Consider the following 25948-nt stretch of genomic DNA (forward strand, 5'->3'; position numbering starts at 1 on the left):
TCGAACGTTACATGCGAGCCTGGGAGGCCGCCAATCTCGACAGCCTGATCGAACTCCTGCGGGAGGACGCCACCTATCGCATGCCGCCCTGGCAGGAATGGTATCGTGGACGCGCGGCGATCCGCAGTTTCCTCGAGACCATCTGGGGCAATTTTTCGGGCTTCCGCACCGTAGCCATTGGAGCCAATGCCCAGCCGGCAGTCGGGGTCTATTCCCGCAGCCAGAATGACCCTGCGTGGCGAGCCCATTCGCTGCATGTGATCGAGCCCGCCGAGGGCGGTATCGCCGCCCTGACGATCTATGTGCCGCCGCTCGGCCCCAGCTTGTTTGCGGCCTTCGGCCTGCCGTCATCCTAAAGCGCATCGCATTTGACCGGCCCCATGCGACGCGCTTTAGGTTGTTGTTTCATGCATGTCGATATCGCAAAACCGCTGCACACTTTTGCGCGACATGCATTAGAGCAATTCCAGGAAAAGCGTGAAACGGCTTTCCCGGGAAAGCGCATAGCGCTTTCCCTAGGGAATTGCGCATAAACAAAGAGATAGAGCGGTTCTAGCCTGGACCTGTAGCATTCCATCCGGCCGCTTCGCGGCCACGGCGCTCAATGAGGGGACTTCGCTTGCGTCCGAACCCGCTCAAACCGCGCTACTCTGCGGATAGCAGATGATCGAGAGATAGCGCATCGGCAGTTGCGTCAGCTGTTCCGGGCCGTGCGGCGCGTCGGCGTCGAAGAACAGGCTGTCGCCGGGTTTCATCGGATAGAGATTGCTGCCGTGCCGGTAAACCACCTCGCCTTCGAGCATGTAGAGGAACTCCATGCCCTCGTGCTGGAAGGTCGGAAACACGTCGGAATCCTCGGTCAGCGTGATCAGATAGGGCTCGACGACGACCCCGCTGGTGTTCGACCCGATATGGCCGAGCAGGTTGTACTGATGGCCGGCGCGCGTACCCCGCCGCTCGACATCGAGGCCTTGGCCGGCCTTGACGAAGACAGCGCTGCGTTCTTCCTCGAAACGGCGGAAGAAAGCGGTGACCGGAACGCCGAGCGCCCGCGACAACGCCTGCAAAGTGGTCAGCGACGGCGAGGTGATGCCGTTTTCGATCTTCGACAGCATACCAAGCGAAATATCGGTGGCAGCTGCAAGATCGGCGACGGTGATGCCGAGTTTTTTGCGAAACGCCCGCACCTCGCGACCGATCGCGACCTCGAGGACTTTTTCGCGTGTGTCGCGAACGGCGTGCGGGTCCTGGCTTAGTGGCGTCCGGATCGTTGCCACGCCCTTCGGCGATGGCTTGGCCTTGGAAGGGGCTGCCCCATTCCTGGAATTGAAAGCTTTTTTCGCCATGTCGCCACCCCGGGTTCTGCGGATTTATTTCACTCGGGGTGAACATATTCGGTGCGGGTACCTGAGCGCAACTGCGAAGGCACTTTGTCGAACAGCGTGCTCTCCGATTTTTCCGCCGTCAGCGGTTTTGCCCAGAATCCGATCTGGTGAACGTGGTTTCAGCAGAAGGCCTGTTGACAGCATCGAAGGGGCAATTACTGTCCTGTCAGTGAAATTTGTTTCGTTAGGGAAATGAGACCGGGAGGCCCGCAATGAAAAGTCGTGTTGCCGTCATTGGAGCCGGACCCTCCGGCATGGCCCAGCTTCGAGCCTTCAAGTCGGCTGCCGACAAGGGTGCGGACATTCCGGAAATCGTCTGCTTCGAAAAGCAGTCCGACTGGGGCGGCCTGTGGAATTACACCTGGCGCACCGGCCTCGACGAGCATGGCGACCCGGTGCATGGCTCGATGTACCGCTATCTCTGGTCGAACGGGCCGAAGGAATGCCTCGAATTCGCCGACTATACGTTCGAGGAGCATTTCGGACGGCCGATCGGCTCCTATCCGCCGCGCGCCGTGCTGTGGGACTACATCAAGGGCCGCGTCGAAAAATCCGGTGTGCGCCAATGGGTGCGCTTCAACAGTCCGGTGCGCATGGTGACCTTCTCCGACACGACGAAAAAGTTCACCGTCACCGCGCATGACCGCACCAACGACGTCACCTATTCGGAGGAGTTCGACAACGTCGTCGTCGCCTCGGGGCACTTCTCCGTGCCCAACGTTCCCTACTTCGAAGGTTTTTCGACCTTCAACGGCCGCATCCTGCACAGCCATGATTTCCGCGACGCCATGGAATTCAGGGATAAGGACATCCTGATCATCGGCCGCTCCTATTCGGCCGAGGACATCGGCTCGCAATGCTACAAATACGGCGCCAAATCGATCACCTCCAGCTACCGCTCGAAGCCGATGGGCTTCAAATGGCCTGACAACTGGAAGGAAGTGCCGCTGCTGCAGAAGGTCGTCGGCAAAACCGCGCAGTTCAAGGACGGCAGCACCAGGGATGTAGACGCCATCATCCTGTGCACCGGCTATCTCCACTCGTTCCCATTCCTGACCGAAGATCTGAAGCTCAAGACCGCCAACCGCATGTGGCCGGACGGGCTCTATGAGGGCGTCGTCTGGGAGAGGAACCCGCAGCTGTTCTATATCGGCATGCAGGACCAGTTCTACACGTTCAACATGTTCGACGCGCAGGCCTGGTTCGCGCGCGACGTCATCATGGGCCGCATAAAACTGCCTTCGGCCGAGGCGATGGCCGAACACGGCAGGAACTGGCGGGCGCGTGAGGAAACGCTGGAAGACGCCGAGCAGATGATCTGGTTCCAGGGCGACTACACCAGGGAGTTGATGGAGCAGACCGATTATCCGGGCTTCGACGTCGAGGCCGTCAATCAGACCTTCATGGAATGGGAGCACCACAAGGCGCAAGACATCATGGGTTTCCGCGACCACGCCTACCGCTCGCTGATGACCGGCACGATGGCGCCGCTGCACCATACGCCCTGGCTGCAGGCGATGGACGATTCAATGGAATCCTATCTCGAGGTGAAAGGCGTCGCGGCGGAGTAGCGGCTTCTTCACCACACAGCTTTGCGCGACATGCGTCAGTTGCTGCGCGCCTCGCGCATCTCTTTCGTCGCTTCAATGATCCGGCCGAGCAGGGCATGGAGATCGTCGCGGTGGCCGCTGCGGCCGGCGGGGCCGTTTTCGTCCGAAGTCATGACCACGGTCAACGCGCGCCCGGGCACAACATAGACCATCTGCCCGCCATACCCCCACCCGTAGAAGACCGCTTCGCCCGCGATCTGGCGGATGAACCAACCATAGCCGTAACCGTCACCGGTGAAACGCGAGGCGGTGCGTGGCTGCCAGGAGAGCTTGATCCAATCGGCCGGCACGAGTTGCCGTCCGCCGCGGCTCATCCCGCCGCTGCGGTAGAGCTCGCCAAAGGCCAGCAGCGAGCGCGGGCTCATGGCCATCTGGTTGCCGCCGAGATAGATGCCCTGTGGGTCGCGGTCCCAGGCGGTGATGGAAAAGCCCTGCTGCGGCCCAAGCCATTCACGCGCCAGTTCCAGCGTCGAGCGGCCGGTCCGCCGCGTCAGGATCGCCGAAAGGAGATGGGTCGAGCCGGTGGAATAGAGCATGGTACCGCCCGGTTCCTCGTCGAAAGGCATGGCGAGCGCTGCCCGCACCCAGTTGTCGCTTGCCACCCAGCGCCCGTAGTTTGGGCCTGAGGTCCGACCTAGCCCGGCCTGCATGGAAAGCAGATGACCGATCGTAACCTGCTGGAGCCGCGGATCCGCGTCGGCTGGCAGGTTGGCCTGAAGAAGCGGAGCGATCTTCTGGTCAGTGCCTTGCAGCACGCCCTTGTCGATGGCGATGCCGACGAGCGCCGAGATGATCGACTTGGAGGCGGATTTTATGTTGGCAGGACGTGCCGGAGAGTGGCCGCGATAGCCGCGCTCCGCCACGACCGCGCCCTCATGCGCGATGGCAACCGTGCGCAGCGGCGTCAGGCGCTCGGCCTCGTCGAGGAGCTTTCCAAGCCGCTGCTCCAGGCCATCCGCAGCGTGAGCGGCGACGGAAAGGATGAGCAGAAAGGCGAGAATCACGGTGGGGCGCTTCAGCATGAAGCCAGCTTGGGATGCATTTTGGGCAAGACGAAGGTCGGACGCGCGGCCCCTCTATTTCCGGCTATCCCAGCCTTGCCCGCGCCTTGGCCGTCCAGGCGTTGAACAGCCGGTCGGCGACGATGCCGATGAAGGCGATGGCCAGTCCGGCGACGATGCCGCGGCCGGAATCGGCCTTGGACAGCGCGATGAACACCTCCTGGCCGAGATCGCGGGTGCCGACCATGGCGCAGATGATGATCATCGCCAGCGCCATCAGGATCGTCTGGTTGACGCCGAGCATGATCTCGGGCAGCGCCAGCGGCAGCTGCACGCGCAGGAACGTCTGGCGCTTGGTGCAGCCCGACACCTTTGCCGCCTCGATCAGCGCCGGAGGCACCTGCCGAAGGCCGTGATTGGTGTAGCGGATGGCCGGCACCACGGCGAAGGCGACGGTCGCGATCATCGCCGTCACGTCGCCGACTCTGAATAGCATCACCACCGGGATGATGAAACAGAACGACGGCAGCACCTGCAGCGTGTCGATGATCGGGGTGACGATCTTCTCGACACGGTCGCTGCGCGATGCCATCAGTCCGATCGGAATGCCGATCAGGCAGGCGATGAAGGCGGAGATGCCGCACAGGTAGACCGTCGCCATGGTCTTTTCCCAGAGGCCGGTCACCGCGCAGAAGACGGTCAGCGCCGCGACCAGGGCGGCGAGGCGCAGGCCGCCGAGCTGGTAGCCGGCAAGGCCGAGCAGGAACACCGCGCCGAGCCACGGAAAACCCTCGCAGAAGGCGCGCACCGGGTTGAGCACATTGAGGATCAGCGCCACGCGGAACGCTTCGATCGTGTCGAAGAAGTTGATCGTGATCCAGCTCACCGCTGTCTTCCACAGCGGTGCAGTGGTGAAGGTGATCGCCTTCGGCACCGCGGCGAAGGCCGGCACGAACAGGCCAAGCAGCGTCGTGGCGGCAAGGATGGCGACGGCCAGCGTCAGATTGGGGTAGCGCCGCCAGAAGCTCGGGCTGACCACCTGATAGACATGGCCCTTCGCATGATTGCGCGCGATCGCCTGGCTCAGCCGGTCGAGGGCGATGGCCAGCGCCACGATGGCAAGGCCGGCTTCCATCGCCTCGCCGACCTTCAGCGCCCTGAGCGCCAGAAGCACGTCGTAGCCGAGGCCGCCGGCGCCGATCATCGAAGCGATGATCACCATGTTGAGCGCCAGCATGATGACCTGGTTGACACCGACCATCAATGTCGGACGCGCCGAAGGCAGCAGCACGCGCCACAGTTTCTGGCGCGCCGTGCAGCCGGCCATCTCGCTGAAATCGTCGATCTCGGACGGCACCCGCGACAGCCCCAGCATCGTCGCGCGCACCATCGGCGGCGTCGCGAAAATGGCCGTCGCGATCATCGCCGAAACCGGACTGTTGCCGAACAAAAGAAGCATCGGGATCAGATAGGCGAAGGTCGGGATGGTCTGCATCAGGTCGAGGGCAGGGGAGATCAGCAGCCTCTCCGCCCATGGCTTGCGCCAGGCCCAGATGCCGACGAACAATCCGGTGACGATGCAGAACGGCACGGCGATGGAGATCAGTCCCAGCGTCAGCATGGCGCTGGTCCACTGGCCGAACAGCGCGATGTAGAGGAAACAGCCGCCGACCAGCGCGCCGAGCTTCCAGCCACCGGCGGCACGTCCGGCCAGGAATGCGGCGATGCAGACACCGACCCAGGACAGGCGCGGCAAGACGAGCATGTCGGCGCCATGGCCGATCTTGAAATTCTTGGCGAGCAGACCGAGCGCAAAATCGAGCGGCACGCCGAGCGCCGCGGTGATCGAGCGCGTCAGCCAGGAGAAGTTCGACTTTATCAGGCTCATCAGCGCGCCGACCCAGTCGGCGACCGGAATGATTGCGCTGGCCGGATAATTGACCGCCCAGGGCAGTCTGTCTTGCAGCAGGAACACGGCAAGCACGGCGGCAAGGGCGCCGGCCCAGACCACCAGCCAGCGCTGAACCGGCCGCGATCTCGCCTCGCTGGCGCTTGCCGTCACCGTCATGCGTTGGCCCCGGAACGCTCGATGCCGGCCAGAAGATCGATCACCGCTTGCGGCGTGACTTCGCCGATCGGCTTGCCGGTGCCGTTGACGACGGCGAACGGCTTGCCGGCCGAGACGATATCGGCCGAAAAACTCGATATCTTGGCATCCGGCGCGACCACGCCGCCATGCTCGGCGCCGCCGCAGGCGCGCATCAGGCTTCGCGCCGAGATCACCTTGGCGCGGTCGACGTCGCGGGTGAACTCCGCGACATAGTCGGTCGCCGGGTTGACCACCAGCTGTTCCGGGGTGCCGATCTGGATGACCTCGCCGTCTTTCATGATGGCGATGCGGTCGGCCAGCCGGATGGCCTCGTCGAAATCATGGGTGATGAAGACGATGGTCTTGTGCAGCATGGTCTGCAGCCGCATCAATTCGTCCTGCATCTCGCGGCGGATCAGCGGATCGAGCGCCGAAAACGGCTCGTCGAGAAACCAGATTTCCGGCTTGGTGGCGAGGCTGCGGGCGATGCCGACACGCTGCTGCTGGCCGCCGGAAAGCTCACGCGGATAGAAATGCTCGCGGCCGCGCAGCCCGACAAGCTCGATCACTTCGCGCGCGCGTTTTTCGCGCGTCGGCCGGTCCTGCCCTTGGATGCCCAGTGGAAAGGCGATGTTCTCCAGGACATTCAGATGCGGCAGCAGGGCGAAATTCTGGAACACCATGCCCATGCGGTGGCGCCGCAGCTCGATCAGCGCGGCATCGGAGATTTTGAGGAGATCCTTGCCCTCGAACTCGACCTTGCCATGCGTCGGCTCGACCAGCCGCGACATGCAGCGCACCAGCGTCGACTTGCCCGAGCCCGAAAGTCCCATGATGATGAAGATCTCGCCCTGGCGGATTTCGAGGTCGACGGCGCGCACCGCGCCGACCAGCCCGGCCGCGGCGACCTCCGCCATGCTGGCCTTGCCCTCGCGCTGGCGGATGAAATTGGCCGCGTTCGCGCCGAACAGCTTCCAGACGTTGCGGCAGGCAAGTTTTATCGGGCGGGCATCCTTGGGCGTGCCTGCCGCTTGCGGCTCCTGTTCAGTCGTATCGGCCATGCAGTCGTCCTTCTGGAATATGGGATAGAGACCCGGCCACGAATGACCGGGTCTCGCAGTTTCCAGTTGGAACGATCACTCGGCCCAGGCTTTCCAGTCGGCTTCGTGGGCGGCGATCCAGGCGGCGGCGACGTCTTCCGGCGTCTTGCCTTCGAGATCGATCTGGCCGCTCATCTTGTTGAGCTCGTCGGTGTCGATCGTGTAGTTCTTCGCGACCTTGTAGGCGACCGGCCATTTGTCCTTCATGCCGGCCCAGGAATATTTCCAGATCTCGCCATGCGGCTTGCCGCAGTCATACTTTGCCTCGGGGTTCACGCCCCATTTCGGATCGGTGTAGCACTCCGGCGTATAGTCGGGGAATTCGACCCATTCGCCCTTGTATTTGGCCGGCGCCCAATGTGGCGAATAGACCCACAGCATGATCGGCGCCTTGCGCTGATAGGCCGAATCCAGCTCGGCGAACATCGCCGCGTCGGTGCCGGCATGGATGACCGTAAAGGGCAGCTTCAGCGCCGCGGCACGCTCGTCGTCAAAACCTTCCCATGTCACCGGGCCGCCGAGATAGCGGCCGTTCGGCGCCGTTTCGGCGGTCGAGAAGGCCTCGGCGCATTTCGGGTCCTTCAGCGCCTCCCAGTTCGGCAGACCCGGGCATTTTTCCTTCATGTATTCGGGATACCACCATTCTTCCTTGGCCTTGGGCCCGAGCGGGCCGAGGCGTTCGGTCTGCCCGGTCGCATCCGAGGCCTTCATGGCTTCGCCGGCCGTCGTGTCCCAGAATTCCATGGCGACAGCGAGATCGCCATTGGTAAGGCCGGTGGTCAGGCTGGAGAGATAATCGGCGGTCGGGTACTCGACCGTGTATCCCAGCTTTTCAAGAATGCCGCCGAGGATCTTTGCGTTCAGATTGACGCTGGTCCAGTCGAACAGCGCGATCTTGATAGGGTCGTTCGATTCTGGCGCCGCCGCTTGGGCCGAAGGCGTCAGTGCACTTGCCGCGGCAAGTGTCAAGGCTCCCATTGATAATCTCGAAATCAAACTCCGAAGTGACATGCCTGTGCTCCTGTCAAGCTCTGGTGGAAGTTATCGTTCGTTCCCTTCTTGCGTCCGTTTGATTGTGTTGGAAAAGCTGGTCGTTGCGCAAGTCCATTGGCAGCAAATTGCTGTCGGCGCTGAAGTAGGCGCAGACGGGAATGATGCCAATTCGATGAAGAGGTCGTGCGACCGCGTCATGGCTGCCGTGCTGCCGAAGCAGTGATCCGCGGATCGATCGCCGCTCGTGCGGCGCCCTCAAGCTTGCGAGCCATCAAGGTCCCATGCTGTCGGCTCTCGGCAGTCGCCGAAGCCATTTTCATGAGATGAAATTATATATACCAACATTCATGTCGCGCAACGACTAACGCGGCGCGAATCGCGCAATTCGGCTGCAGTTTCGCCGCCTGCCGATTATATCAGCAGATTGCCGCGTGAACCTGCCCCGTTGCTCACGACATGATCAGGCCACCATCGACATTGATCGTCTGGCCGGTGATGTAGGCGGCGTCGCTGCTGGCCAGGAAGCTGACCAGACCCGAAACATCCTCGCCGCTGCCGGCGCGGCCCATCGGGATGTTCTTCACCCATTCTGCCATCAACTCGCCGGGCTTGTAGTCGCCCATCAGTCTGCCCCATGCGGCGTCGTTGTAGGCCCACATGTCGGTGTCGATGATGCCGGGGCAGATCGCGTTGACGGTGATCTTCTCCTTGGCCACTTCCTTGGCGAGGCTCTGGGTGATGCCGACGACGCCGAATTTCGAGGCGGCATAGTGCGGTGTGTAGATGAAGCCCTGGCGCGCCTGGCCGGATGCGGTGTTGATCAGCCGGCCGCCTTCGCCATGCTTGCGGATGCGCGCGATCGCCTCCTGGCAGCACAGGAACACGCCCTTGGTGTTGACCGCCATCACCTTGTCCCATTCGGCCTCGGTCATCGCCTCGATCCTGGCGATGGTGATGACGCCGGCATTCTGCACGGAGATGTCGACGCGGCCGAACTGCTGTTCGGCCAGATCGTAGAGGGCGGCGACCTCGTCCTTCCTGGTCACGTCCATACGCAGCGATGCGACCTTGGCGCCCTCCGCCTCTAGTCCGGCGGCGATCTCGTCGACGCGCGCGTCGATGGCGCTGACGACGACCGCAGCACCCTCAGCCGCGAAGCGCCTGGCTATGGCCGCGCCAATGCCACCGCTGGCGCCGGTGATGACCGCCGTCTTTCCCTCGAACCGCTTCTGCACGTTCCTGTTCTCCTACCAGCAGACGAAGCCGCCATCGACGATCAGGTCGATGCCGGTGACGAAACTCGAGGCGCGGCTGGCCAGGAACACGGTCGGGCCGACCATCTCTTCCGGCGCCGCCATCCGCCCCATCGGCGTGTCGCGCTCGAAGATCCTGACCTGGTCGGCGACCTCCGGCCGCTTGTTCATCGGCGTCAGCGTGTAGCCGGGGCTGACGACGTTGACGCGCAGGCCGCGATCAGCCCATTCCATGGCGAGACTCCTGGACATGTGGATGACGGCGGCCTTCGACGAATTATAGTGCGCCTGGGTCAGGCCGCGGTTGACGATCGAGCCCGACATCGAGGCGATGTTGATGATCGAGCCCCTGCGCCGCGTCAGCATTACGCGCGCTTCGGCCTGGCAGGACAGGAACACGCCGCTGACATTGACGTCGTAGAGCTTCTGCCATTTCTCCAGCGACAGCGTCTCGGCCGGCTCGGCCGCGGCGACGCCGGCATTGTTGACGGCGATGGTCAGCGCGCCGAGTTCCTTCTCCGTGCGTTCGATCGCCGCTGCCAAATCGGCCTCTGACGTCACCGTGCCGGTCAGCACCAGTGCCTTGCGGCCGAGCGCCGAGATCCTGTGCGCGGTCTCGTCTAGCCCGCCCTTCGAGGCATGGCCGAAACAGGCGATATCGGCGCCGGCCTCGGCCAGGCCGATGGCGATTGCTTGCCCGATGCCGCTGCCGGCGCCGGTGACGAGAGCAACGTCGCCATGAAGATCGAATAGTTTCATCGAAATGTTTTCCTGTTGAGCCGCCGGTGCTGCCCTGGGAAGGAAGGGGCGCCAGTCCTGGCTGGCGCCCCGCGCGGTCCGGTGCCTGGGAGGATACCACCTGCTGCGCTCTATTCCGATCCTTTATGCCGCCCTCAGCTTGTGGCGAGCTCCATGACGGCGACGTTGCTCGCTTCGCTGCGGTCTAGAATGCCACGCTGGCGGCCACGGCTCAGCACCAGCACGCGATGCGACAGGCCGAGCACTTCCTCGAGGTCGGAGCTCACCACCACCACCGCCATGCCGGAGCGGGCGAGTTCGGCGATGACATCGTAGATCGCGGCGCGAGCGCCGACGTCGATGCCGCGTGTCGGCTCGTCCAGGATGAACACCTTGGGCGGCCGTGAGATCCATTTGGCGATAATCACCTTCTGCTGATTGCCGCCGGAAAGCTTGCTGATCGCCTGGTTAGGCCGGCCCTTGACGCCGAGCCGGCCAATGCCGGCCTCGGCGAATTTCTGCACCGCCTTGGGAAATACCCAGCCATTCGGCGCGACATGGTCGAAATTGCCGATCGCCAGATTCTCGCCGATGGTCTGGTCGAGCACCACGCCTTGCGCCTTGCGGTCTTCCGGCACCAGCACGACGCCGGCCTTGATCGCCGCCGCCGGGCCAGTGAGGTGCACCGGTTTGCCGGCAACGCGCACCGACCCCGATGAAATCGGATCGGCGCCGGCGATTGCCCGCACCAGTTCGGTGCGGCCGGCGCCGATCAGCCCGGCGATGCCAAGGATTTCGCCGGCCTTTACCGAGAAGCTGACATTCTGAAAACTGCGTTCCGGCGAGGACAGGTTGTCGACCTCGAGCAATGCCTCGCTGCCCGGCTCCGACAGCGGCGGGAACATCCGCTCGACGCTGCGGCCGACCATCTGCTCGACTATCGCGCGTACCGGAACGTCGGCGCGCTCGTGGCGGGCGACAATGCGCCCGTCGCGCATCACCACGACGCGGTCGGCGATCTCAGCGACCTCGTCCAGCCGGTGGCTGATATAGATGAAGGACATGCCTTCCGCCTTGAGCTTGCGGATCTGCTTGAACAACAGCTCCGTTTCCTCGCTGCCAAGTGCCGCTGTCGGTTCGTCGAAGATCAGAAGCTCGGCATTGAGCGTCAGCGCCTTGGCGATCTCGACCTGCTGCTGGGCGGCGATGCGCAGCGTGCCCACCTTGCGTTCCGGCGAGACATCGAGGCCGAGCCGCTTCAACTGCGCCGATGCCCGCGCATTCATGGCCGCGCGGTCGATGCGGCCGCCGCGCATCAGCAGGCGTCCGACATAGACGTTCTCGGCGACCGACAGGTCCGGCAGCAGCTTCAGTTCCTGGTGGATCATGCCGACGCCGGCGTCGATGGCCGCGGCGGGAGAGGCGGGGGAATACGGCTTCCCCCGCCATGTGATGCTGCCGGCATCGGGTTTGGTCGACCCGGCGATGATGTTCGAAACGGTGGACTTGCCGGCGCCATTTTCTCCAAGCAGCGCCACGACCTCTCCCGGCCGCACCTCGAAGCTCGCATCGGCCAGGACCTGCACCGGTCCGTAGCTCTTGCAGAGGCCGCTGACGAAGAGCCCCAGATGCGGGGTCTGCGTATGGCTGGGATCCAGGGACATCGTTCCGCTCATCAACTGCCGAACTCTTTTGGGATCAGGGATGCCTGATATTAAGGATGTTTGGCGATGAACTGATCGACATTGTCCTTGGTGGTCAGCGTCGCATCCTGCAGCTGTTCTGCGGGAACGGTTTCGCCGGCCACCAGCTTGATCGCCGCATCGACGGCAAGCCGACCCATGCCTTGCGTCTGCTGCGTCGCAGTCACGTCGAAGACGCCGCCTTTCAGTGCCTTGAGCGCTGCCACGTCGCCGTCGAAACCGGCGATCCAGACCTTGTGGCCGGGATTGGCGACCTTGACCGCCTGCGCCGCACCGAGGGCCAGCGCGTCGGCCTGGCCGATGACGATCGACACGTCGGGATGCGACTGCAACAGGTCCTGCGTCAGCTTGAAGCCCTCGTCCTGGTGCCAGCCTTCGCTCCACAGCTCGCCGACCACCTTGATGTCGGGATAGGCGCTCAGCGCTTCGCCGCAGCCCTTCGACCGGTCGACCTCGGGTGTCGTGCCTTTCTGGCCATGGATTATGATCAGCTCGCCCTTGCCGCCGGCCTGCTTGGCGATGTAGTCGCAAACCGCCTTGGCCGATGCCACGCTGTTGGTGGCGATGAAGGTGTCGCCGGGTGCGCCCTCGGCGTTGCGGTCGACATTGATGACCGGGATGCCGGCCGCCTTGGCCGTCTTGGTCGGCACGGTGGCGGCGGTGGCGCCGGCCGGGATGTAGATCAGCGCATCGATGTTCTGCGTGATCAGGTCCTGCACCTGGCTGACCTGGGTCGCCGAATCGCCCTTGGCGTCGACGGTGACGATCTCGATGCCCTTTTCCTTGCCATATGCCTCGACGGACTGCTTGATCTGGTTGAAGAAATCGGCCTGCAGGTTGGCGACTGCGAGACCAAGCTTCTTGGCCTCCTTGGCCGAGGCCATCTCGGACAGTCCGAGCAGCGGAATGACGGCCGCGGCAGCTAGCAGCAATGAACGTTTGGTCAGCATGTGTTTCCTCCGTTGATGTTCAAATCTGTTCTGCCGGCGCATCACCGCGCCCTTGGCCGAACACTCCCGGTTCGGATCACCGATCCGTTTTCGCCCGGACATCCGGGCGAATTCCTCATTGCGCCCCACTCTTCATTGGGCTCTGCGCCGCCACGTATCCGTGGCCACCGCCAGCGCGATCACCACGCCGATCACCACCTGCTGGATGAAGGGCGACACGCCAAGCAGGTTCAGCCCGTTGCGCAGCACGCCGATGATGAGCACGCCGATGGCGGTGCCGCCGATCGAGCCGACGCCGCCCGACAGGCTGGCGCCGCCGATCACCACCGCTGCGATCGTGTCCAGCTCGTAGCCGAAGCCGGAACTCGGCTGGACGGAATCAAGCCGTGCCGCAAGCACGATGCCGGCGAGCCCCGCCAGAACGCCGCAGACGGCGTAGACCCAGTTGGTCAGCGACTTGACCGGTATGCCGGACAGCCTGGCGACCTCGGCGCTGCCGCCGATCGCGTAGAGGCTGCGGCCGGTCGCGCGATAGTTCAGGAAGATCGCGAAGATGATGGCCAGAACGATCATCAAGCCGACGGTGACCGACAGGAAGCCGAAATGGCGGATGATCGACAGGCTGGTGAACCAGTCGGGGAAGCCGATGATCTGCGAGCCGTCGGTGATCATGTTGGCAAGACCGCGCGCCACCGACATCATCGCCAGCGTGGCGATGAAGGGTGGCAGCTTGGTGACGGTCACGAGCAGGCCGGAAACCAGCCCGCAAAGCCCAGCAACGACAAGCGCTGTGACGATGCCGGCAGGCATGCCGAGATTGAGGTGGTCGGGATGGGCGACGAAGCCCATCACCATGGCGGCGAGCGCCAGCACGGAACCGACGGACAGGTCGATGCCACCGATCAGGATGACCAGCGTCATGCCGATCGCCATGATGCCGAGCACGGTGACCTGGTCGAGCACGTTGAGGATGTTGCGGACAGTCAGAAACGTGTCGGTGGTCAGCGACAGCGCAAGGCACAGCAGCACCAGCCCGATTAGCGGTCCCATGGTTCCGGCGAACAGGGCCGAAAGCTTCGCGCCCGCCGCGGCCTGTGCATTTGGGCCGGCCTTCAACTCGCTTGCACCGTTGCTCACTGCCATTTTGTCTCCTCCATCAGCGCTCCGGCGATGCGTCGTCGGCTCACTCTTGTTCACTAGGCACCTCCCTGTGAACAATTTATCTTTGATATGCAATTTTGTTCAGCTAAACTGTTCGTCGGAAAATTGTCAAGGCCCGCCGCATCATTCCACGCCGGTTTGCGCCGCCAGCCGGTTTGCCGTACGAAAGGGCATGAAATGCCGCGTTTTCAGGTCCGGTCTCATCCTGCGGATTCATGTCGGCTGCTTGAGCAGGGCAGGACGGCCAAGACGAAGTAAATGTTGACCATTTTGGCTTTCACTCACGTTGTAGAGGTATCCTGTCGATGTCCTGAATCTCGAATCCCGGGCACGCAGAATAATTTCGCGTCGCTTGGTCGGATAACGCCATTTGAATGGCATTTAAGGATTCGGACGACCGCGGGAGGGCAAAAAGATGGCGATGACAGAGAATGACAAGGCCTCGCGCTTCCCGGATGCCGAGCTGAAGGCCCGTGCCGCGTGGCACTATTATATCGAGGGTCTGACGCAGGAGAGGATTTCGGAGATCCTCGGCATCGGCCGCATCAAGGTGCATCGCATCCTGTCCGCCGCGCGTGAGGAGGGCGTCGTCCAGTTCCGCATCCGTGACAGCGTCGTCGAATGCTTGGTGCTGGAAGAGGCTCTGAAGCAGCGTTTTGGGCTCAGCCAGGCCGTTGTGGTGCCGTCGGCCGCCGACCGAAGCAACGCGCCGCTGATGATCGGCCATGCCGCGGGCGCCTATCTGGCCGACAATGTGAATGCCGGCGATGTCATCGCGCTGGGCTGGGGGCGCACGCTGAAGTTCGCCATCAATGAATTGCCGCGGCGGCCGATCGCCAGGACGACGGTGGTTTCCATGCTGGGCGGCCTCACCCATGCCCAGCCGCTCAACCCGACCGAAAGCGCCTGGGAATTCGCCGAAAAGATCGGCGCCGAGTGCTTTCTGCTGCCGGTGCCGGTCTATGCCGACAGGCCGGAGCAGCGCGAAGCCTTCATGAGCCAGCGCAGCGTTCAGGACGTCGTCTTCCGTGCACGCCGGGCAAACATCGCCGTGCTCAGCGTCGGATCGTTTTCCACTGACAGCCCGATCGCCAATTACGGCTTCATCAAGCCCAGCGAACTCGAAGAGCTTCAGGCGGCCGGCGCAGTTGGCGATATTTTATGCCATTTCATCGACGCCGACGGCCGGCTCGTCGACCATGAGGTCAACCGCCGGGTCTGCGCCTATCCGCTGCAGGACCTGTCGGACATCCCGGCCATCATCCTGGTCTCGGGAGGGCAGGAAAAAATCGCCATCATGCGGGCGGCGCTTGCCAACACCAGGATATCGGTTCTGATCACCGACGAGGATGCGGCCAAGGGCCTGCTCAACCGCTAAACCTTGCTTAGCGCCTCAAGCCGCACATGGGTCTCGCGCGTCGCCTGATAGAGGTCGCGGTAGATTGCCTTGCGCGCACGGTAACCGGAGACCAGCCCCTCGACGGGGTCGACATGCCTGGTCGGCGGCGCGGCCATCGCCTCAGCCGCCGTTTCAGGCGAGGCAAACCATCCGATAGCGGAAGCCGCCAGCATGGCGGCGCCGAGCGCTGCGGCTTCGTTGACCGGCGAGACGGAGAGCGGCCGCTCGAGCACGCTTGCCATGATCCGCATCAGCAGGGCGCAGTTGGTGCCGCCGCCGGCGGCGATCATCGCCGCCGGTTTGCCGCCGGCCAGAGTTTCCGCCGCCTGCGTTTGCGCCGCTTGGGTTTCCGCCGCCCGAGTTTCCGCTGCTTGAGTTTCCATTGCCTCGCTGGCGATCGCCTGCTCGAAGGCGATGCCTTCCAGAACCGCTCGAAAAAGGTGCTTCGGCTCATGGTCGAGCGACAGGCCGACAATGGCGCCGCGCGCCGCGCCGTCCCAATAGGGGCTCATGACACCGGCCCAATACGGCATGACGAGCAGGCCCTCGCTGCCGGCGGCAACGTCGACCGCTGCTTTCTCCAGCGCTGCAGCCGACGACGAGCCGGTGGTGCGAACGATCCAGTCGACCAGTTGCATGCCCGAGCGCAGCACGGTCTCCAGCATGAAGCCCGAGCCGGTCGGCGAGACCAGCGTTCGAAACGCGTCCGAAGTCGTGATCCCATGGGAGTAACAGCCGCTGACGATGCCCGAGCCGAGCGACAGGTAGTTTTTGCCGTCGCCATAGACGCCCATGCCAAGGCCCATCGCCTGGCCGTCGCCGGCGCCGGCGACAACAGGCGTGCCGGCCTTCAACCCGATCAGCCGGGCCACGCTTTCGCCAAGCCCGCCGCAGATCGCGCCGGGCGCGACCAGTCGCGGCAACTGGTCCGGGCGCAGCCCCGCGGCCTCGACGAGCTGAGGGTGCCAAGTGCCATTCTTGACGTCGAGCAGCCCAAGCGGATCCGCACTTGCCGTGCTGGTGACCAGACGTCCGGTCAGCCGGTGGACGAAGAAACCATGCACGTCGACGAGTGCGGCTGCGTCATCAAGCGTTTGCGGCTGGTGCTCGGCAAGCCAGGCGATCGCATAGAGCGCGGGCGTCGGGTCCGGCGGTTTGCCGCTCCAGTCGCGGATCGTCTCGCGGCCGAGCTCCGCCGAAAGCCTGATGACTTGCGGGCGCGCCCGCTCGTCCAGCCACAGGATCGCCGGAATAAGCGGCTTGCCGGCATGATCGATCAGCGTAAATGTCTCGCGCTGGTGGGCGATGGCGATCGCCGCCACCCGGGCAGCGCCAACCGCCTCGGTGACTTGCGTCAAGGCGCCGAGCAGCGCGGTCCACCAATGTTCGGCATCCTGCTCGAAATGGCCGGGCCTGGGATTTGAAAGCGGATAGGCTTCGCGCGCCTGGAACAGCTCCTTGCCGTCGCGCGTGAAGGCAATCGCTTTCACGGCCGTGGTCGAGGCGTCGATCCCCATTACGACATCGTCCATCAGGCGGGAATCCAGCGGATCAGGCGGCGTTCGTAACGAACCGTCCGTCCGACTGGTCGAGACGACGGCGGATCTGGGTTATCACCATCGAATCGTCGGGTACACAATTTTCATAGGTGAGGAAATCGCCTGTCTTGACCGGCTTGACCACCTTGGCGCGTTCGGCGAGGCCGAGCGGCAGGGCGCCGCGGGCGCGCGCGTCCTCCCAGGTCATGGCGAAGCCGCGATAGTCGTTCTCGCCGATCATGCCGAGCGACTGGCCAGGGGCAAGCTCGCTCTTGGCAACCGCCACCGCCTCGGCGACCGGATGGTCGAGCGGCTCCATGTCGGCGCGCTTGTAGACCACGGCGCGCGCCGCCGACAGCGGCACTTCCAGGCTGGTCAAATGATAGGGGCGGAAGATCGTGAAATACGGGCCCTTGCCGACCTTGAGGTCGATCATGCGCTCCAGCACGCGCGGATGCCTGGTCTCGATGATGCAGAACACGCCGGGCGCCACGCCCTTGCCGATCGAATAGTCGACCACGCCCTTGCGGTGCAGCACGCCGCCATCCTCGCGCGGGCAAAGCACGCCGGCGAGTTCCTCCAGCGTCGCGGTCGGGCCGTGCATGCCCGGCACGTCGGGCACCAGGCCGGTGGCGTTGGCGATCGCCACCATCTCGATCGCCGTCTTCGAGCCGTCGACGAACTCGACCAGCATGCGCGCATTCATGTTGCGCTCGGCCGCCTCCTTCTCATAGTCGGCCGGCATGGCGTCGATCTTCAGCGGATTGTTCTTGCCCTTGCCGGCGGCGATGATGTTGAAGCCGAGGCTCCTGGCAAAGCCGATGATCTCCAGCGTGCAGGCCGGCTCGTCGCCGGCCGCACCGGTATAGACGACGCCGGCCTTGCGCGCCTCCTCCTTGAGGAAGCGGCCGATGGTGATGTCGGCCTCGACGTTGAGCATGACGATATGCTTGCCGTTCTTCATCACTTCAAGCGCGAACAGCGTGCCGATGTTGGGATTGCCTGTCGCGTCGATGATGACGTCGATGCGGCCGGCGGACGCCAGCGCATGCAAATCTTCGGTCACGGCGATCTTGCCGGCCTCGATGGCGCGGTCGATCGCCGCCGCATTGCCGGCCTGCACGATATCCGAGCGGTCGTGGCCGGCGAGCAGCGCCGCATCGATCGCCGCCTGCGGCCTGACCTCGGAAATGGCGCCGATCCGCATGCCCGGCATCAGCGCGACCTGGACGACGATGTCGGTGCCCATCTGCCCGGCGCCGGCAAGCCCGATGGTGATCGGTCCCTGCTGTTCAGCGCGCTGCAAAAGTTCCGCTGCAAATTGCGGATGGGCCATGTCGCTTCCTCCAGTTCCTGACGCGCCGCAGCGTCGAAGTCATCATTTTGAACATTCCTATTTCCAAATGAAAAATATTTCAACCGGCAATTCGGCAGCCGTCCCCGCAAACATTCTGTGATTTAATTTTTGCAAGCCTTGGCTTGCGGCTTGGCAGCGCGGTCAGTGAGGGGCGCAGAAAGCGGTGATCTCTTGGGATGCAGGCGGCGACGACCGTGACATCCCTTCTCGCAAGCAAGCGAGTGCGACGAAAAAACTGATTTCATGGCTGCTCAGCTGCCGCTGCGCCTATCGCCTGCGACGAAGCCGCGCAACAGAGGGCGCTGGCCGGCATGCTCAGTCGGCGCATGCCAGCATATCAGTCAGCTGCCGACCTCGAAGAAGGGCGCGCCAAGCAGGTCGGGAACAACGTCGATGCCGAGGCCCGGCCCGTCCGGAATGCCCATGCGGCTGCCCGAAACCGGCGGCTTGTTCGATGCAGTGCGCACCGTCACCCATTCGTGGAAGGCGATGGCGTGCAGCCGGCGCTCCTCCGGCGTCGACAGCGACAGATGCGCCATGGCTGATGTGTCGATCTCGGCGCCGCCGGTGTCCTCGACGGTGATCATGAAGCCCAGGTCGACGGCAAGGTCGCGGATCTGGCGCGTCTTGGTCACGCCGCCGAGCCGCGAGATTTTCAGCGTCAGCCCGTCAGCCGCCCCCTTGCGGTGGATGTCGAGCATGTCGTCCAGCGAGGTGACGGATTCGTCGAGCACCATCGGCTTGTCGAGCGAGCGGCGCACCGACATGCATTCGTCGATCGTGGTGCAGGGCTGCTCGAACGTGTAGTCGATGGCGCGCGTCGCGTCAGCGAACTGGCGCGCCTGATAGGGCGTCCAGCCGGCATTGGCGTCGCAGAAGATGACGGTGCCCTTCGGCACCGAAGCGGCGACCGCGGTGACGCGCTCGATGTCGTCATGGACGTTGCCGCCGACCTTGACCTGCAGCCGGTGAAACCCGTCCCTGACGATGCGCTTGGCCAGTGCGGCCATCGCGTCGACGGTGCCATGGGTGACGACCTTGTAGAGTTCCGCCGTCTCGCTCTCGCGCCCGCCGAGCAGCGTCACCAGCGGTATGTCGGCGGCGCGTGCAGCGAGATCCGAGCAGGCCATGTCGAGCGCCGATTTGATGTAGGGATGGCCCTTGAACACCGTGTCCATCAGCCTGCCGATACTGGCCAAGGCGCGAGGATCGTGGCCGAGCAGATGCGGCGCAATTTCGATGACGCCGGCGCGAGTGCCGGCCGAGAATGCCGGCGAGTAGAAATTGCCGAGCGGCGCCATCTCGCCCCAGCCGGTCAGCCCGCTGTCGGAGGTGATTGCGACGATCACCGCGTCGAACGCGGCGGCGACACGCCCCTTGGACATGCGGTAGGGCCCGTCCACAAAGGGCTGCACGACATGGTAGGCCTTGATGGTTTTGATCCGCAATTTTTCTGTCCGTCGCTGTGACGCCCTGACGAAGCCGCCAACCTGCATCGTCCGCTGGGCTCAACTGCCGTCAGGCCGGTTGCGCGTCAGGCCGGCGCGATCGGCCTTGACGCCTCTGGAAACACACTGTTCGAGGCAGCGCGCATAGGCAAGCAATTCTTCGAAGCTGTGCCGATGTCGCCGGCCTTGTCGAACTGCTCAGCAAAACGGCGCCCTCGGCATAGCCGGGGGCGCCGCTGGACCGGGCCTGATGGGGGGTATCAGGTGGCAGGTTTCTGTGGCAGCGGCGAGACAGGCATTCCCGGGCCGATCTTCTGCAGATTGCCTGTTATCACCTGGTCGCCTTCCGCTACGCCGCTCGAGATCGCCACCAGGTCGCCGTTGGTCGGCCCCAGCGAAACAATGCGCTGGTCGACAGTATTGTCCTTGCCGACGACGTAGAGATACTTGCCGAGCTGGCTCGATCCCAATGCCGTCTGCGGCACCATCAGTGCATCTGGCTGCTGCTTGATATGCAGCCTGACGCGAACATATTGGCCCGGCAGCAGCGTGAACTTGGCATTGCCGATCGTCGCGCGTGCGGTGATGGTGCCGGTCGAGCGATCGACCGTGTTGTCGATGAAGGTGAGCTGACCTCTCTGGCGCGGTTCCGTATCGCCGGGAAGCAAGACGTCGACATCGATGGGTCCCGTCGCGCGGGCTTCCTCGATCTGCGCCAGATCCGTTTCGCTCGGATTGAAGGTGACATAGATCGGGTCGAGCTGCACCAGCGTGTTGAGCACTGTGCCGGCGACGCTGACCAGCGTTCCGACCGAGGCCTGGTTGCGGCCGACGCGCCCGGCGAACGGCGCCTTGATTTCCGAATAGCTCAGATTGAGCTCGGCGGTCCGCACAGCCGCCTGGTTGACGGCGAGCGATGCTTGGGCCTCGCGCAAGCTGCTGGTGCGCTGGTCGAACGCATCCTTGGCGATGTATCCGCTCTTGGCCAGTTCGGTCCCGCGACCAAGGTTGGATCGTGCATAGTCGAGCGTTGCCTCGTCGCGCTGGACCTGAGCCTTCGCCTGTTCAAGGGCAGCCTGGAAATCTTCTGGAGCGATCTTGTAGAGAAGGTCGCCCTTCTTGACATCACTGCCGTCAGGCGCGACCTGCTCCTGCAGATACCCCGGCACGCGCGCCTGCAGCGTGATGCTGCGGATCGGCTCGGTGCGAGCGGCATAGTCGAGATAGATCGGGATCGTCTTCTTGACGACGCTCACCACTGGCACCGGCATGACAAAAGCCGCGGGCTCGGGCGCCGCGGGCTCAGGCGTTGCCGCCCCTGCCGTGCCGGCGTTGAGGCCGAAATTACCCATGTCGAGCAAGTGGACGCTGGCCATCGAGACCGCCCCCACGGCAACAGCCGCTCCCAACGCAATTTTCCATTTACGCATGATCATTCTCCAATTCTATTCGGCCGCTTCGGCCAATCGCTCGAAAGCGGGTTCGGCAGTTGGTTCAGTCGGTTCGGCGACAGGCTCGCTCTTGCTGCCGCGCTCGCGCAGCTGCTCGATCACCGCGTAGAAGACCGGCACGAACACCAGCGACAGGATCGTCGCTGCGACCATGCCGCCAAAGACGGTGGTGCCGATCGACTGGCGGCTGGCTGCACCGGCACCTGTCGAGAACATCAGCGGCAGCACACCGAGGATGAACGCGAAGGCGGTCATCAGGATGGGCCGCAGCCGCAGGCGCGCCGCTTCCATTGCGGCGTCGACGATGCTGAGACCTTCCTCGCGCCGGCGCCGGGCAAACTCCACGATCAGAATGGCGTTCTTTGCCGCCAGCCCGATCAGCATGACGAAACCGATCTGCGAATAGACGTCGATCTGCATGCCGCGCATAAGCAAGGCGACAAAGGCGCCGAACAGGGCAAGCGGCACCGCGAGCAGGACCATGAAGGGCATGGCCCAGCTCTCATATTGGGCGGCAAGGATCAGGAAGACGAAGACCATGGCGAGACCGAAGACGATCGAGGCGATCGATCCGGCCTTGAGCTCCTGATAGGTGATGCCCGTCCATTCGTAGCCGAAATCCTTCGGCAGCGCCGTGGCGGCGGCACGTTCCATCGCAGCGACCGCCTGGCCCGAGGAGAAGCCGGGTGCGGCACCGCCATTGATCAGGGCCGACGCATTGTTGTTGTAGTGCGGGACGGTTTCCGGGCCGACGATAGGCACCAGCTTGCCGAGCGTGCTCAACGGCACCATGCCGCCGGAGGCATTGCGGACATAGAGCCGCGAAATGTCGGCGGCACCCGCACGCGCATCCTTGTCGGCCTGGATCGTCACCCGGAAGGTCCGGCCGAACAGGTTGAAGTCGTTCACATAGAGCGAGCCGAGATAGATCTGCAGTGTGTTGAACACGTCGGGCAGGCTGAGACCGAGCAGCTTCGCCTTGTTGCGATCGAGGTCGTAGTTGAACTGCGGCGTCGAGGTCGAGAACGACGAGAACAATTGCTGCGGGTTGAGTTCGGGCTGCTTGCGCGCTTCGGCCAGCACTGCCTGCGTCGCGTCGTTGAGCGCAGCGCTGCCGCGACCGGTCAGGTCCTCCACCTGGAATTCAAAGCCGCCGGTCGTGCCGATGCCCGGGATCGAAGGCGGATCGAAGCTTAGCGCGAACGCTTCCGGAAGTTCCATGAGCTTCGAGCGCACGTCGGCGACGAGCTTCGAGGCGCTCTGGTCAGGGCCGCGTTCGTCCCATGGCTTCAGGATGGCGAATTCCACCGCCGAGTTCGACTGGGCGGCACTGGTGAGGAAGTTCAAGCCGCTGATCGAGCCGACGATATCGACACCAGGCGTGTTCTGCAGGATCTCGCGTGCCTTCCGCGCCACCGCGTCGGTGCGTTCCAGCGACGCCCCATCCGGCAATTGGATGACCACGAAGAAATAGCCCTGGTCCTCGACCGGAAGGAAGGTCGAGGGCAGGCGCTGCCAGACGAAATGAGTCGCGACAAGCCCAGCCGCGAATATGCCGAGCATGATCCAGCGCAGGCGGATGAGGAAGCGCACACCATTGGCATAGGCATGCGACAGCCGATCGAAGCCCGTGTTGAACCAGCGGAACAGCACGAATTGCGTTGCCGGGCGGTGGCGCAGGAAAGCGGCGCTGAGCGCCGGGGTGAGCGTCAGCGAGACGAAGGCGGAGATGCCGAAGGAGATCGCCACCGTCAGGGCAAACTGGTTGTAGAGCCGGCCGGAAACGCCAGGTATGAAGGCGACCGGCACGAACACGGCCATCAGCACGGCGGTCGTGGCGATGATCGGGCCGGTGACCTCGGCCATCGCCGCGCGCGTCGCAGCCAGCGGTTTGAGGCCGGCCTCCAACTGGCGTTCGACATTCTCGACGACGACGATCGCGTCGTCGACGACGAGGCCGATCGCCAGCACCATGCCGAGCAGGCTGAGCATGTTCAGCGAGAAGCCGAACATGTACATGACGACGAGCGTGGCCACCAGCGACACGGGAATCGCGATCGTCGGGATGATCGTGGTGCGCCAGCTCTGCAGGAAGATGAACACCACCGCGACAACCAGGACCAGCGCCTCGCCGAGCGTGACCAGCACGTCGTGCATCGACGCCGAAACGAAACGTGTCGTATCGTAATGCATGGCGTAGCTGACGCCCTTGGGGAAACGGGCCGACAGTTCCTGCATCTTGTCCTTGACGCGCTGCTGCAGATCGAGGGCGTTCGAGCCCGGCATCTGGTAGACCGCCAGCACCACGGTCGGGTCCTCGCCGAAGAAGGCCGAAGACGAATATTGCAGGGCGCCGAGTTCGATGCGCGCGACGTCGCGCAACCGCACCAGCGAACCGTTTGCGGCATCGGCGCGCACGATGATATCGCCGAATTCCTTGGGATCGCTCAGTCGGCCGACGGCATTGACCTGCATTTCGAAAGCGGTGCCGGCCGGCGCCGGCGACTGCCCGATCTTGCCGGCCGCAACCTGGACATTCTGCTCGGCAATGGCGTTTTGGACATCGACGGCGGTGATGCCGAGATTGGCGAGCTTGTCGGGATCGAGCCATACGCGCATCGAATAGCGCCGCTCGCCGAAGATCTGCACGTCGCCGACGCCGGGCAGGCGCTTCAGCGGGTCGACCACTTGCAGGTAGGCGAGGTTGCTGAGCGCGACCGGATCGACGGAGCCGTCGGGCGAGGTGAGATTGACGATCAGGACGAAGTTCGGGTTCTGCTTCTTGATCGTCACGCCGCCCTGGTTGACAATGGCCGGCAGCGAGGACGCCGCCTGTGAGACGCGGTTCTGGACGTCAACGGCGGCGGTGCTCAGGGGATAGCCGACCTCGAAGGTAACGGTGATCGTCGACGAGCCGTCATTGGAGCTCGACGACGACATGTAGGTCATGCCTTGAACGCCGTTGATCTGCTGTTCGAGCGGCGTCGTGACGGTATCGGCCACGACTTGCGCACTGGCGCCAGGATAGTTGGCGCTGACCACCACCTGAGGCGGCGTGATATCGGGAAACTGCGAGACAGGCAGCAGGAAATAGCAGATCGTCCCGGCGAGCACCATGATGATGGCGATCGACGATGCGAAGATCGGACGGTGGATGAAGAAATTTACCATGACACGCACGCCTCGCCCGATGCTCTTGCCTGGCCAAACGCCTTGGCCACCCTTGACAGCCGCCGGCTGCGGCTTTGCCCGGAATCTTCCAGGAAACGAGGCGGCGCCTTGCGGCTGCGGCCTTGCGCATCCGCAAGGCTACGCAGCATCGTCTCGAAAGAGCGCGGGTCGACACGGTCGGCCTGCATCAGCATCCGGATCATCGGATCCTTCACAACTTCGTCGATCGTCAAATCTTTGCGCTGCGACATCGTAGCGGCTCCTGGCTTTGGCGATCTGTGGCGTACGCCGCCGCAGATCGGGTGGTCTTCCTTTTCGCGGCCAAAGTCGCCTGGGGCGCAGTTTCATGCCTGGGCCGATTTGGCGGAGGCTGTTCACAGGCGCCTGCGAGATTGACACGAGGCAATGGGGGTGTTACCAGTAAGTAACATCTAGAAGTTACAGACCGGTAACACCCTAGTCAAGAGGTGTACCGAGGGATTTTTCGGAAATCCCGGAAACCAAGGAGGTTTTGATGGAAGACGGCACGGCGGAACGCATCCGCCCCCGGGATCGCATCCTGGAGACGGCACGGGATATGTTCCACAAGCATGGCATCAAGGGCGTCGGCGTCGACGCGATCACTGAGGCCGCCGGTACCAACAAGATGACGCTCTACCGTCATTTCGAGTCCAAGGACGATCTGGTCATCGAGTGCCTGCGGGCGACCGCATGCAGCGCCAACGCGATGTGGCAAAAGTTCGAGGCGGAGCATCCGGGCGACAAGCTTGCGCAACTGCATGCCTGGGTTCGGATGGCAGCCGATTGCCTGATGATGGACGGCCGCGGTTGCGACATGGCCAACGCCGCCATCGAGTTGAGCGAGACCGACCATCCGGCCCGTCGGGTCATCAAGGAACTCAAGCAGGCTCAGCGCGACCGTCTCGTCGGCCTGTGTCGGGATGCCGGCATCGGCCAGGCAGAGCTTCTCGCCGATACATTGTCGCTGCTGCTTGAAGGCGCCCGTGTCAGCCTGCAAAGCGTCGGAGCCGAAGGCCCCAGCGCGCAGTTTGTCCGCATGGCGGAAGGCCTGATCACCTCGTTCAGGGCCAGATAGTCTCGCAAGCGGCGAAACGATCGCTGGCGTGTTCATTGCAAGCCGCGCCGCGAGTACTCTTTTGCCTTGGCATGTGCTGTCATCTCACGTCTCCGTTGCCGGTCTGTCGCCGCGCTCTTGCGCGCGGCGGTCGCTGCTGGTTGTGAGCAGGCTAGGTCCGATGGCGAATTGGTGAGAGTGACAAGTGTGGCGGGATTCCGATGGGGCTGCGGCGCTGCCCGAACCAGCCGTTGGCGATTGCCGCCGCCTTGCCCGACACCCAAGAACAAAAAAAGCCCGCTGCCGGGAGGAGGTGGCAGCGGGCTCGATTTCGAATACGACGCGGGAGGAGGTGCGCCGCACTCAGCGTCGGCATCGCATCTGGGAGGAGTAGATGGCCGACACCTGCGAAATTAGCGGTTGCCCAATGATTCGGCAATAGCAAAAGATGCATAGCAGATGTGCAGATTCGCGCTATCAACCGAATATTAGCCATCGCCGCGACCAACCGTGGCGCTTGCGTGGC

At 63.6% G+C, this 25948-nt stretch carries 20 protein-coding genes; 4 read left to right on the forward strand and 16 right to left on the reverse strand.

From position 1 onward, the window contains the following. A partial coding sequence (locus tag AC0L3D_RS22120; RefSeq protein WP_473645801.1) for a nuclear transport factor 2 family protein occupies positions 1-356 on the forward strand: 356 nt, incomplete at its 5' end. Positions 357-635: 279 nt separating this feature from the next. Here the strand turns inward: AC0L3D_RS22120 and AC0L3D_RS22125 are convergent. Then, on the reverse strand, positions 636-1346 hold the full coding sequence (locus AC0L3D_RS22125) for a helix-turn-helix domain-containing protein (RefSeq protein WP_128245547.1): 711 nt from the start codon (positions 1344-1346) through the stop codon (positions 636-638). A gap of 251 nt (positions 1347-1597) precedes the next feature. Here AC0L3D_RS22125 and AC0L3D_RS22130 point away from each other — a divergent pair, with 251 nt between their 5' ends. Further along, positions 1598-2956: an NAD(P)-binding domain-containing protein gene (locus AC0L3D_RS22130; RefSeq protein ID WP_287236899.1), complete on the forward strand. Its 1359-nt coding sequence runs from the start codon at positions 1598-1600 to the stop codon at positions 2954-2956. A 35-nt stretch (positions 2957-2991) separates the two neighbouring features. Here AC0L3D_RS22130 and AC0L3D_RS22135 read toward each other — a convergent pair whose 3' ends face one another. From AC0L3D_RS22135 to AC0L3D_RS22175, 9 genes are all read right to left on the reverse strand, one after another. Next, a complete protein-coding gene (locus tag AC0L3D_RS22135) occupies positions 2992-4017 on the reverse strand; it encodes a serine hydrolase domain-containing protein (RefSeq protein WP_473645803.1) in 1026 nt (341 codons plus the stop codon). Positions 4018-4081: 64 nt separating this feature from the next. Next, positions 4082-6064, reverse strand: coding sequence for an ABC transporter permease (locus AC0L3D_RS22140; RefSeq protein ID WP_473626337.1), 1983 nt, complete (start codon positions 6062-6064; stop codon positions 4082-4084). After that, positions 6061-7146: a quaternary amine ABC transporter ATP-binding protein gene (locus AC0L3D_RS22145; RefSeq protein ID WP_473645805.1), complete on the reverse strand. Its 1086-nt coding sequence runs from the start codon at positions 7144-7146 to the stop codon at positions 6061-6063. Before AC0L3D_RS22145 ends, AC0L3D_RS22140 begins: the two co-directional genes overlap by 4 nt. A 75-nt stretch (positions 7147-7221) precedes the next feature. Beyond that, positions 7222-8196 (reverse strand): ABC transporter substrate-binding protein, encoded by a 975-nt coding sequence (locus tag AC0L3D_RS22150; protein WP_128167754.1) that lies wholly within the window; start codon positions 8194-8196, stop codon positions 7222-7224. Between the two features lie 431 nt (positions 8197-8627). Next, the gene (locus tag AC0L3D_RS22155; RefSeq protein WP_473626341.1) at positions 8628-9413 is read right to left on the reverse strand and encodes an SDR family oxidoreductase; all 786 of its coding nucleotides are present in this window, start codon (positions 9411-9413) and stop codon (positions 8628-8630) included. Positions 9414-9425: 12 nt separating this feature from the next. Beyond that, on the reverse strand, positions 9426-10196 hold the full coding sequence (locus AC0L3D_RS22160; RefSeq protein WP_473645843.1) for an SDR family oxidoreductase: 771 nt from the start codon (positions 10194-10196) through the stop codon (positions 9426-9428). 128 nt (positions 10197-10324) lie between these two features. After that, the gene (locus AC0L3D_RS22165; protein ID WP_473645807.1) at positions 10325-11833 is read right to left on the reverse strand and encodes a sugar ABC transporter ATP-binding protein; all 1509 of its coding nucleotides are present in this window, start codon (positions 11831-11833) and stop codon (positions 10325-10327) included. A gap of 50 nt (positions 11834-11883) precedes the next feature. Then, positions 11884-12822 (reverse strand): sugar ABC transporter substrate-binding protein, encoded by a 939-nt coding sequence (locus AC0L3D_RS22170; protein ID WP_023799461.1) that lies wholly within the window; start codon positions 12820-12822, stop codon positions 11884-11886. A 132-nt stretch (positions 12823-12954) separates the two neighbouring features. Beyond that, positions 12955-13965, reverse strand: coding sequence for an ABC transporter permease (locus AC0L3D_RS22175; RefSeq protein WP_236387908.1), 1011 nt, complete (start codon positions 13963-13965; stop codon positions 12955-12957). A gap of 433 nt (positions 13966-14398) precedes the next feature. On the opposite strand from AC0L3D_RS22175, the gene AC0L3D_RS22180 reads away from it, so the two are divergent. Beyond that, a complete protein-coding gene (locus AC0L3D_RS22180) occupies positions 14399-15361 on the forward strand; it encodes a sugar-binding transcriptional regulator (RefSeq protein WP_128171974.1) in 963 nt (320 codons plus the stop codon). Here the strand turns inward: AC0L3D_RS22180 and AC0L3D_RS22185 are convergent. The 6 genes from AC0L3D_RS22185 to AC0L3D_RS22210 all read right to left on the reverse strand — a co-directional run bounded on the left by AC0L3D_RS22185 (position 15358) and on the right by AC0L3D_RS22210 (position 24598). Further along, complete coding sequence (locus AC0L3D_RS22185; protein ID WP_473645809.1) at positions 15358-16914, reverse strand: xylulokinase; 1557 nt, start codon at positions 16912-16914, stop codon at positions 15358-15360. The genes AC0L3D_RS22180 and AC0L3D_RS22185 overlap by 4 nt on opposite strands. Before the next feature lie 19 nt (positions 16915-16933). Beyond that, positions 16934-18256: an NAD(P)H-dependent oxidoreductase gene (locus tag AC0L3D_RS22190; protein ID WP_287175611.1), complete on the reverse strand. Its 1323-nt coding sequence runs from the start codon at positions 18254-18256 to the stop codon at positions 16934-16936. Positions 18257-18618: 362 nt separating this feature from the next. Further along, on the reverse strand, positions 18619-19725 hold the full coding sequence (locus AC0L3D_RS22195) for a mandelate racemase/muconate lactonizing enzyme family protein (protein ID WP_287236914.1): 1107 nt from the start codon (positions 19723-19725) through the stop codon (positions 18619-18621). A 260-nt stretch (positions 19726-19985) separates the two neighbouring features. Next, the gene (locus AC0L3D_RS22200) at positions 19986-21155 is read right to left on the reverse strand and encodes an efflux RND transporter periplasmic adaptor subunit (protein ID WP_031255018.1); all 1170 of its coding nucleotides are present in this window, start codon (positions 21153-21155) and stop codon (positions 19986-19988) included. Between the two features lie 15 nt (positions 21156-21170). Then, a complete protein-coding gene (locus tag AC0L3D_RS22205) occupies positions 21171-24347 on the reverse strand; it encodes an efflux RND transporter permease subunit (RefSeq protein WP_473645811.1) in 3177 nt (1058 codons plus the stop codon). Next, positions 24341-24598, reverse strand: a complete 258-nt coding sequence (locus tag AC0L3D_RS22210; protein ID WP_023799452.1) for a hypothetical protein — start codon at positions 24596-24598, stop codon at positions 24341-24343. The genes AC0L3D_RS22205 and AC0L3D_RS22210 overlap by 7 nt, the downstream gene beginning before the upstream one ends. Before the next feature lie 263 nt (positions 24599-24861). On the opposite strand from AC0L3D_RS22210, the gene AC0L3D_RS22215 reads away from it, so the two are divergent. Continuing rightward, positions 24862-25443 carry a TetR/AcrR family transcriptional regulator gene (locus AC0L3D_RS22215; protein WP_023799451.1) on the forward strand — a complete coding sequence of 194 codons (582 nt, stop codon included), beginning with the start codon at positions 24862-24864 and terminating at the stop codon, positions 25441-25443. Positions 25444-25948: the final 505 nt, after the last annotated feature.

It is taken from the genome of Mesorhizobium sp. WSM4837, assembly GCF_055811435.1.

Bases quoted from the DNA above. Each gene is read 5' to 3' on its own strand.
- AC0L3D_RS22210 (WP_023799452.1), bottom strand. From the start codon at position 24,598: ATGTCGCAGCGCAAAGATTTGACGATCGACGAAGTTGTGAAGGATCCG.
- AC0L3D_RS22185 (WP_473645809.1), bottom strand. From the start codon at position 16,914: ATGGACGATGTCGTAATGGGGATCGACGCCTCGACCACGGCCGTGAAA.
- AC0L3D_RS22150 (WP_128167754.1), bottom strand. From the start codon at position 8,196: ATGTCACTTCGGAGTTTGATTTCGAGATTATCAATGGGAGCCTTGACA.
- AC0L3D_RS22175 (WP_236387908.1), bottom strand. From the start codon at position 13,965: ATGGCAGTGAGCAACGGTGCAAGCGAGTTGAAGGCCGGCCCAAATGCA.
- AC0L3D_RS22125 (WP_128245547.1), bottom strand. From the start codon at position 1,346: ATGGCGAAAAAAGCTTTCAATTCCAGGAATGGGGCAGCCCCTTCCAAG.
- AC0L3D_RS22170 (WP_023799461.1), bottom strand. From the start codon at position 12,822: ATGCTGACCAAACGTTCATTGCTGCTAGCTGCCGCGGCCGTCATTCCG.
- AC0L3D_RS22205 (WP_473645811.1), bottom strand. From the start codon at position 24,347: ATGGTAAATTTCTTCATCCACCGTCCGATCTTCGCATCGTCGATCGCC.
- AC0L3D_RS22145 (WP_473645805.1), bottom strand. From the start codon at position 7,146: ATGGCCGATACGACTGAACAGGAGCCGCAAGCGGCAGGCACGCCCAAG.
- AC0L3D_RS22180 (WP_128171974.1), top strand. From the start codon at position 14,399: ATGGCGATGACAGAGAATGACAAGGCCTCGCGCTTCCCGGATGCCGAG.
- AC0L3D_RS22190 (WP_287175611.1), bottom strand. From the start codon at position 18,256: ATGGCCCATCCGCAATTTGCAGCGGAACTTTTGCAGCGCGCTGAACAG.
- AC0L3D_RS22165 (WP_473645807.1), bottom strand. From the start codon at position 11,833: ATGTCCCTGGATCCCAGCCATACGCAGACCCCGCATCTGGGGCTCTTC.
- AC0L3D_RS22215 (WP_023799451.1), top strand. From the start codon at position 24,862: ATGGAAGACGGCACGGCGGAACGCATCCGCCCCCGGGATCGCATCCTG.
- AC0L3D_RS22130 (WP_287236899.1), top strand. From the start codon at position 1,598: ATGAAAAGTCGTGTTGCCGTCATTGGAGCCGGACCCTCCGGCATGGCC.
- AC0L3D_RS22200 (WP_031255018.1), bottom strand. From the start codon at position 21,155: ATGCGTAAATGGAAAATTGCGTTGGGAGCGGCTGTTGCCGTGGGGGCG.
- AC0L3D_RS22135 (WP_473645803.1), bottom strand. From the start codon at position 4,017: ATGCTGAAGCGCCCCACCGTGATTCTCGCCTTTCTGCTCATCCTTTCC.
- AC0L3D_RS22140 (WP_473626337.1), bottom strand. From the start codon at position 6,064: ATGACGGTGACGGCAAGCGCCAGCGAGGCGAGATCGCGGCCGGTTCAG.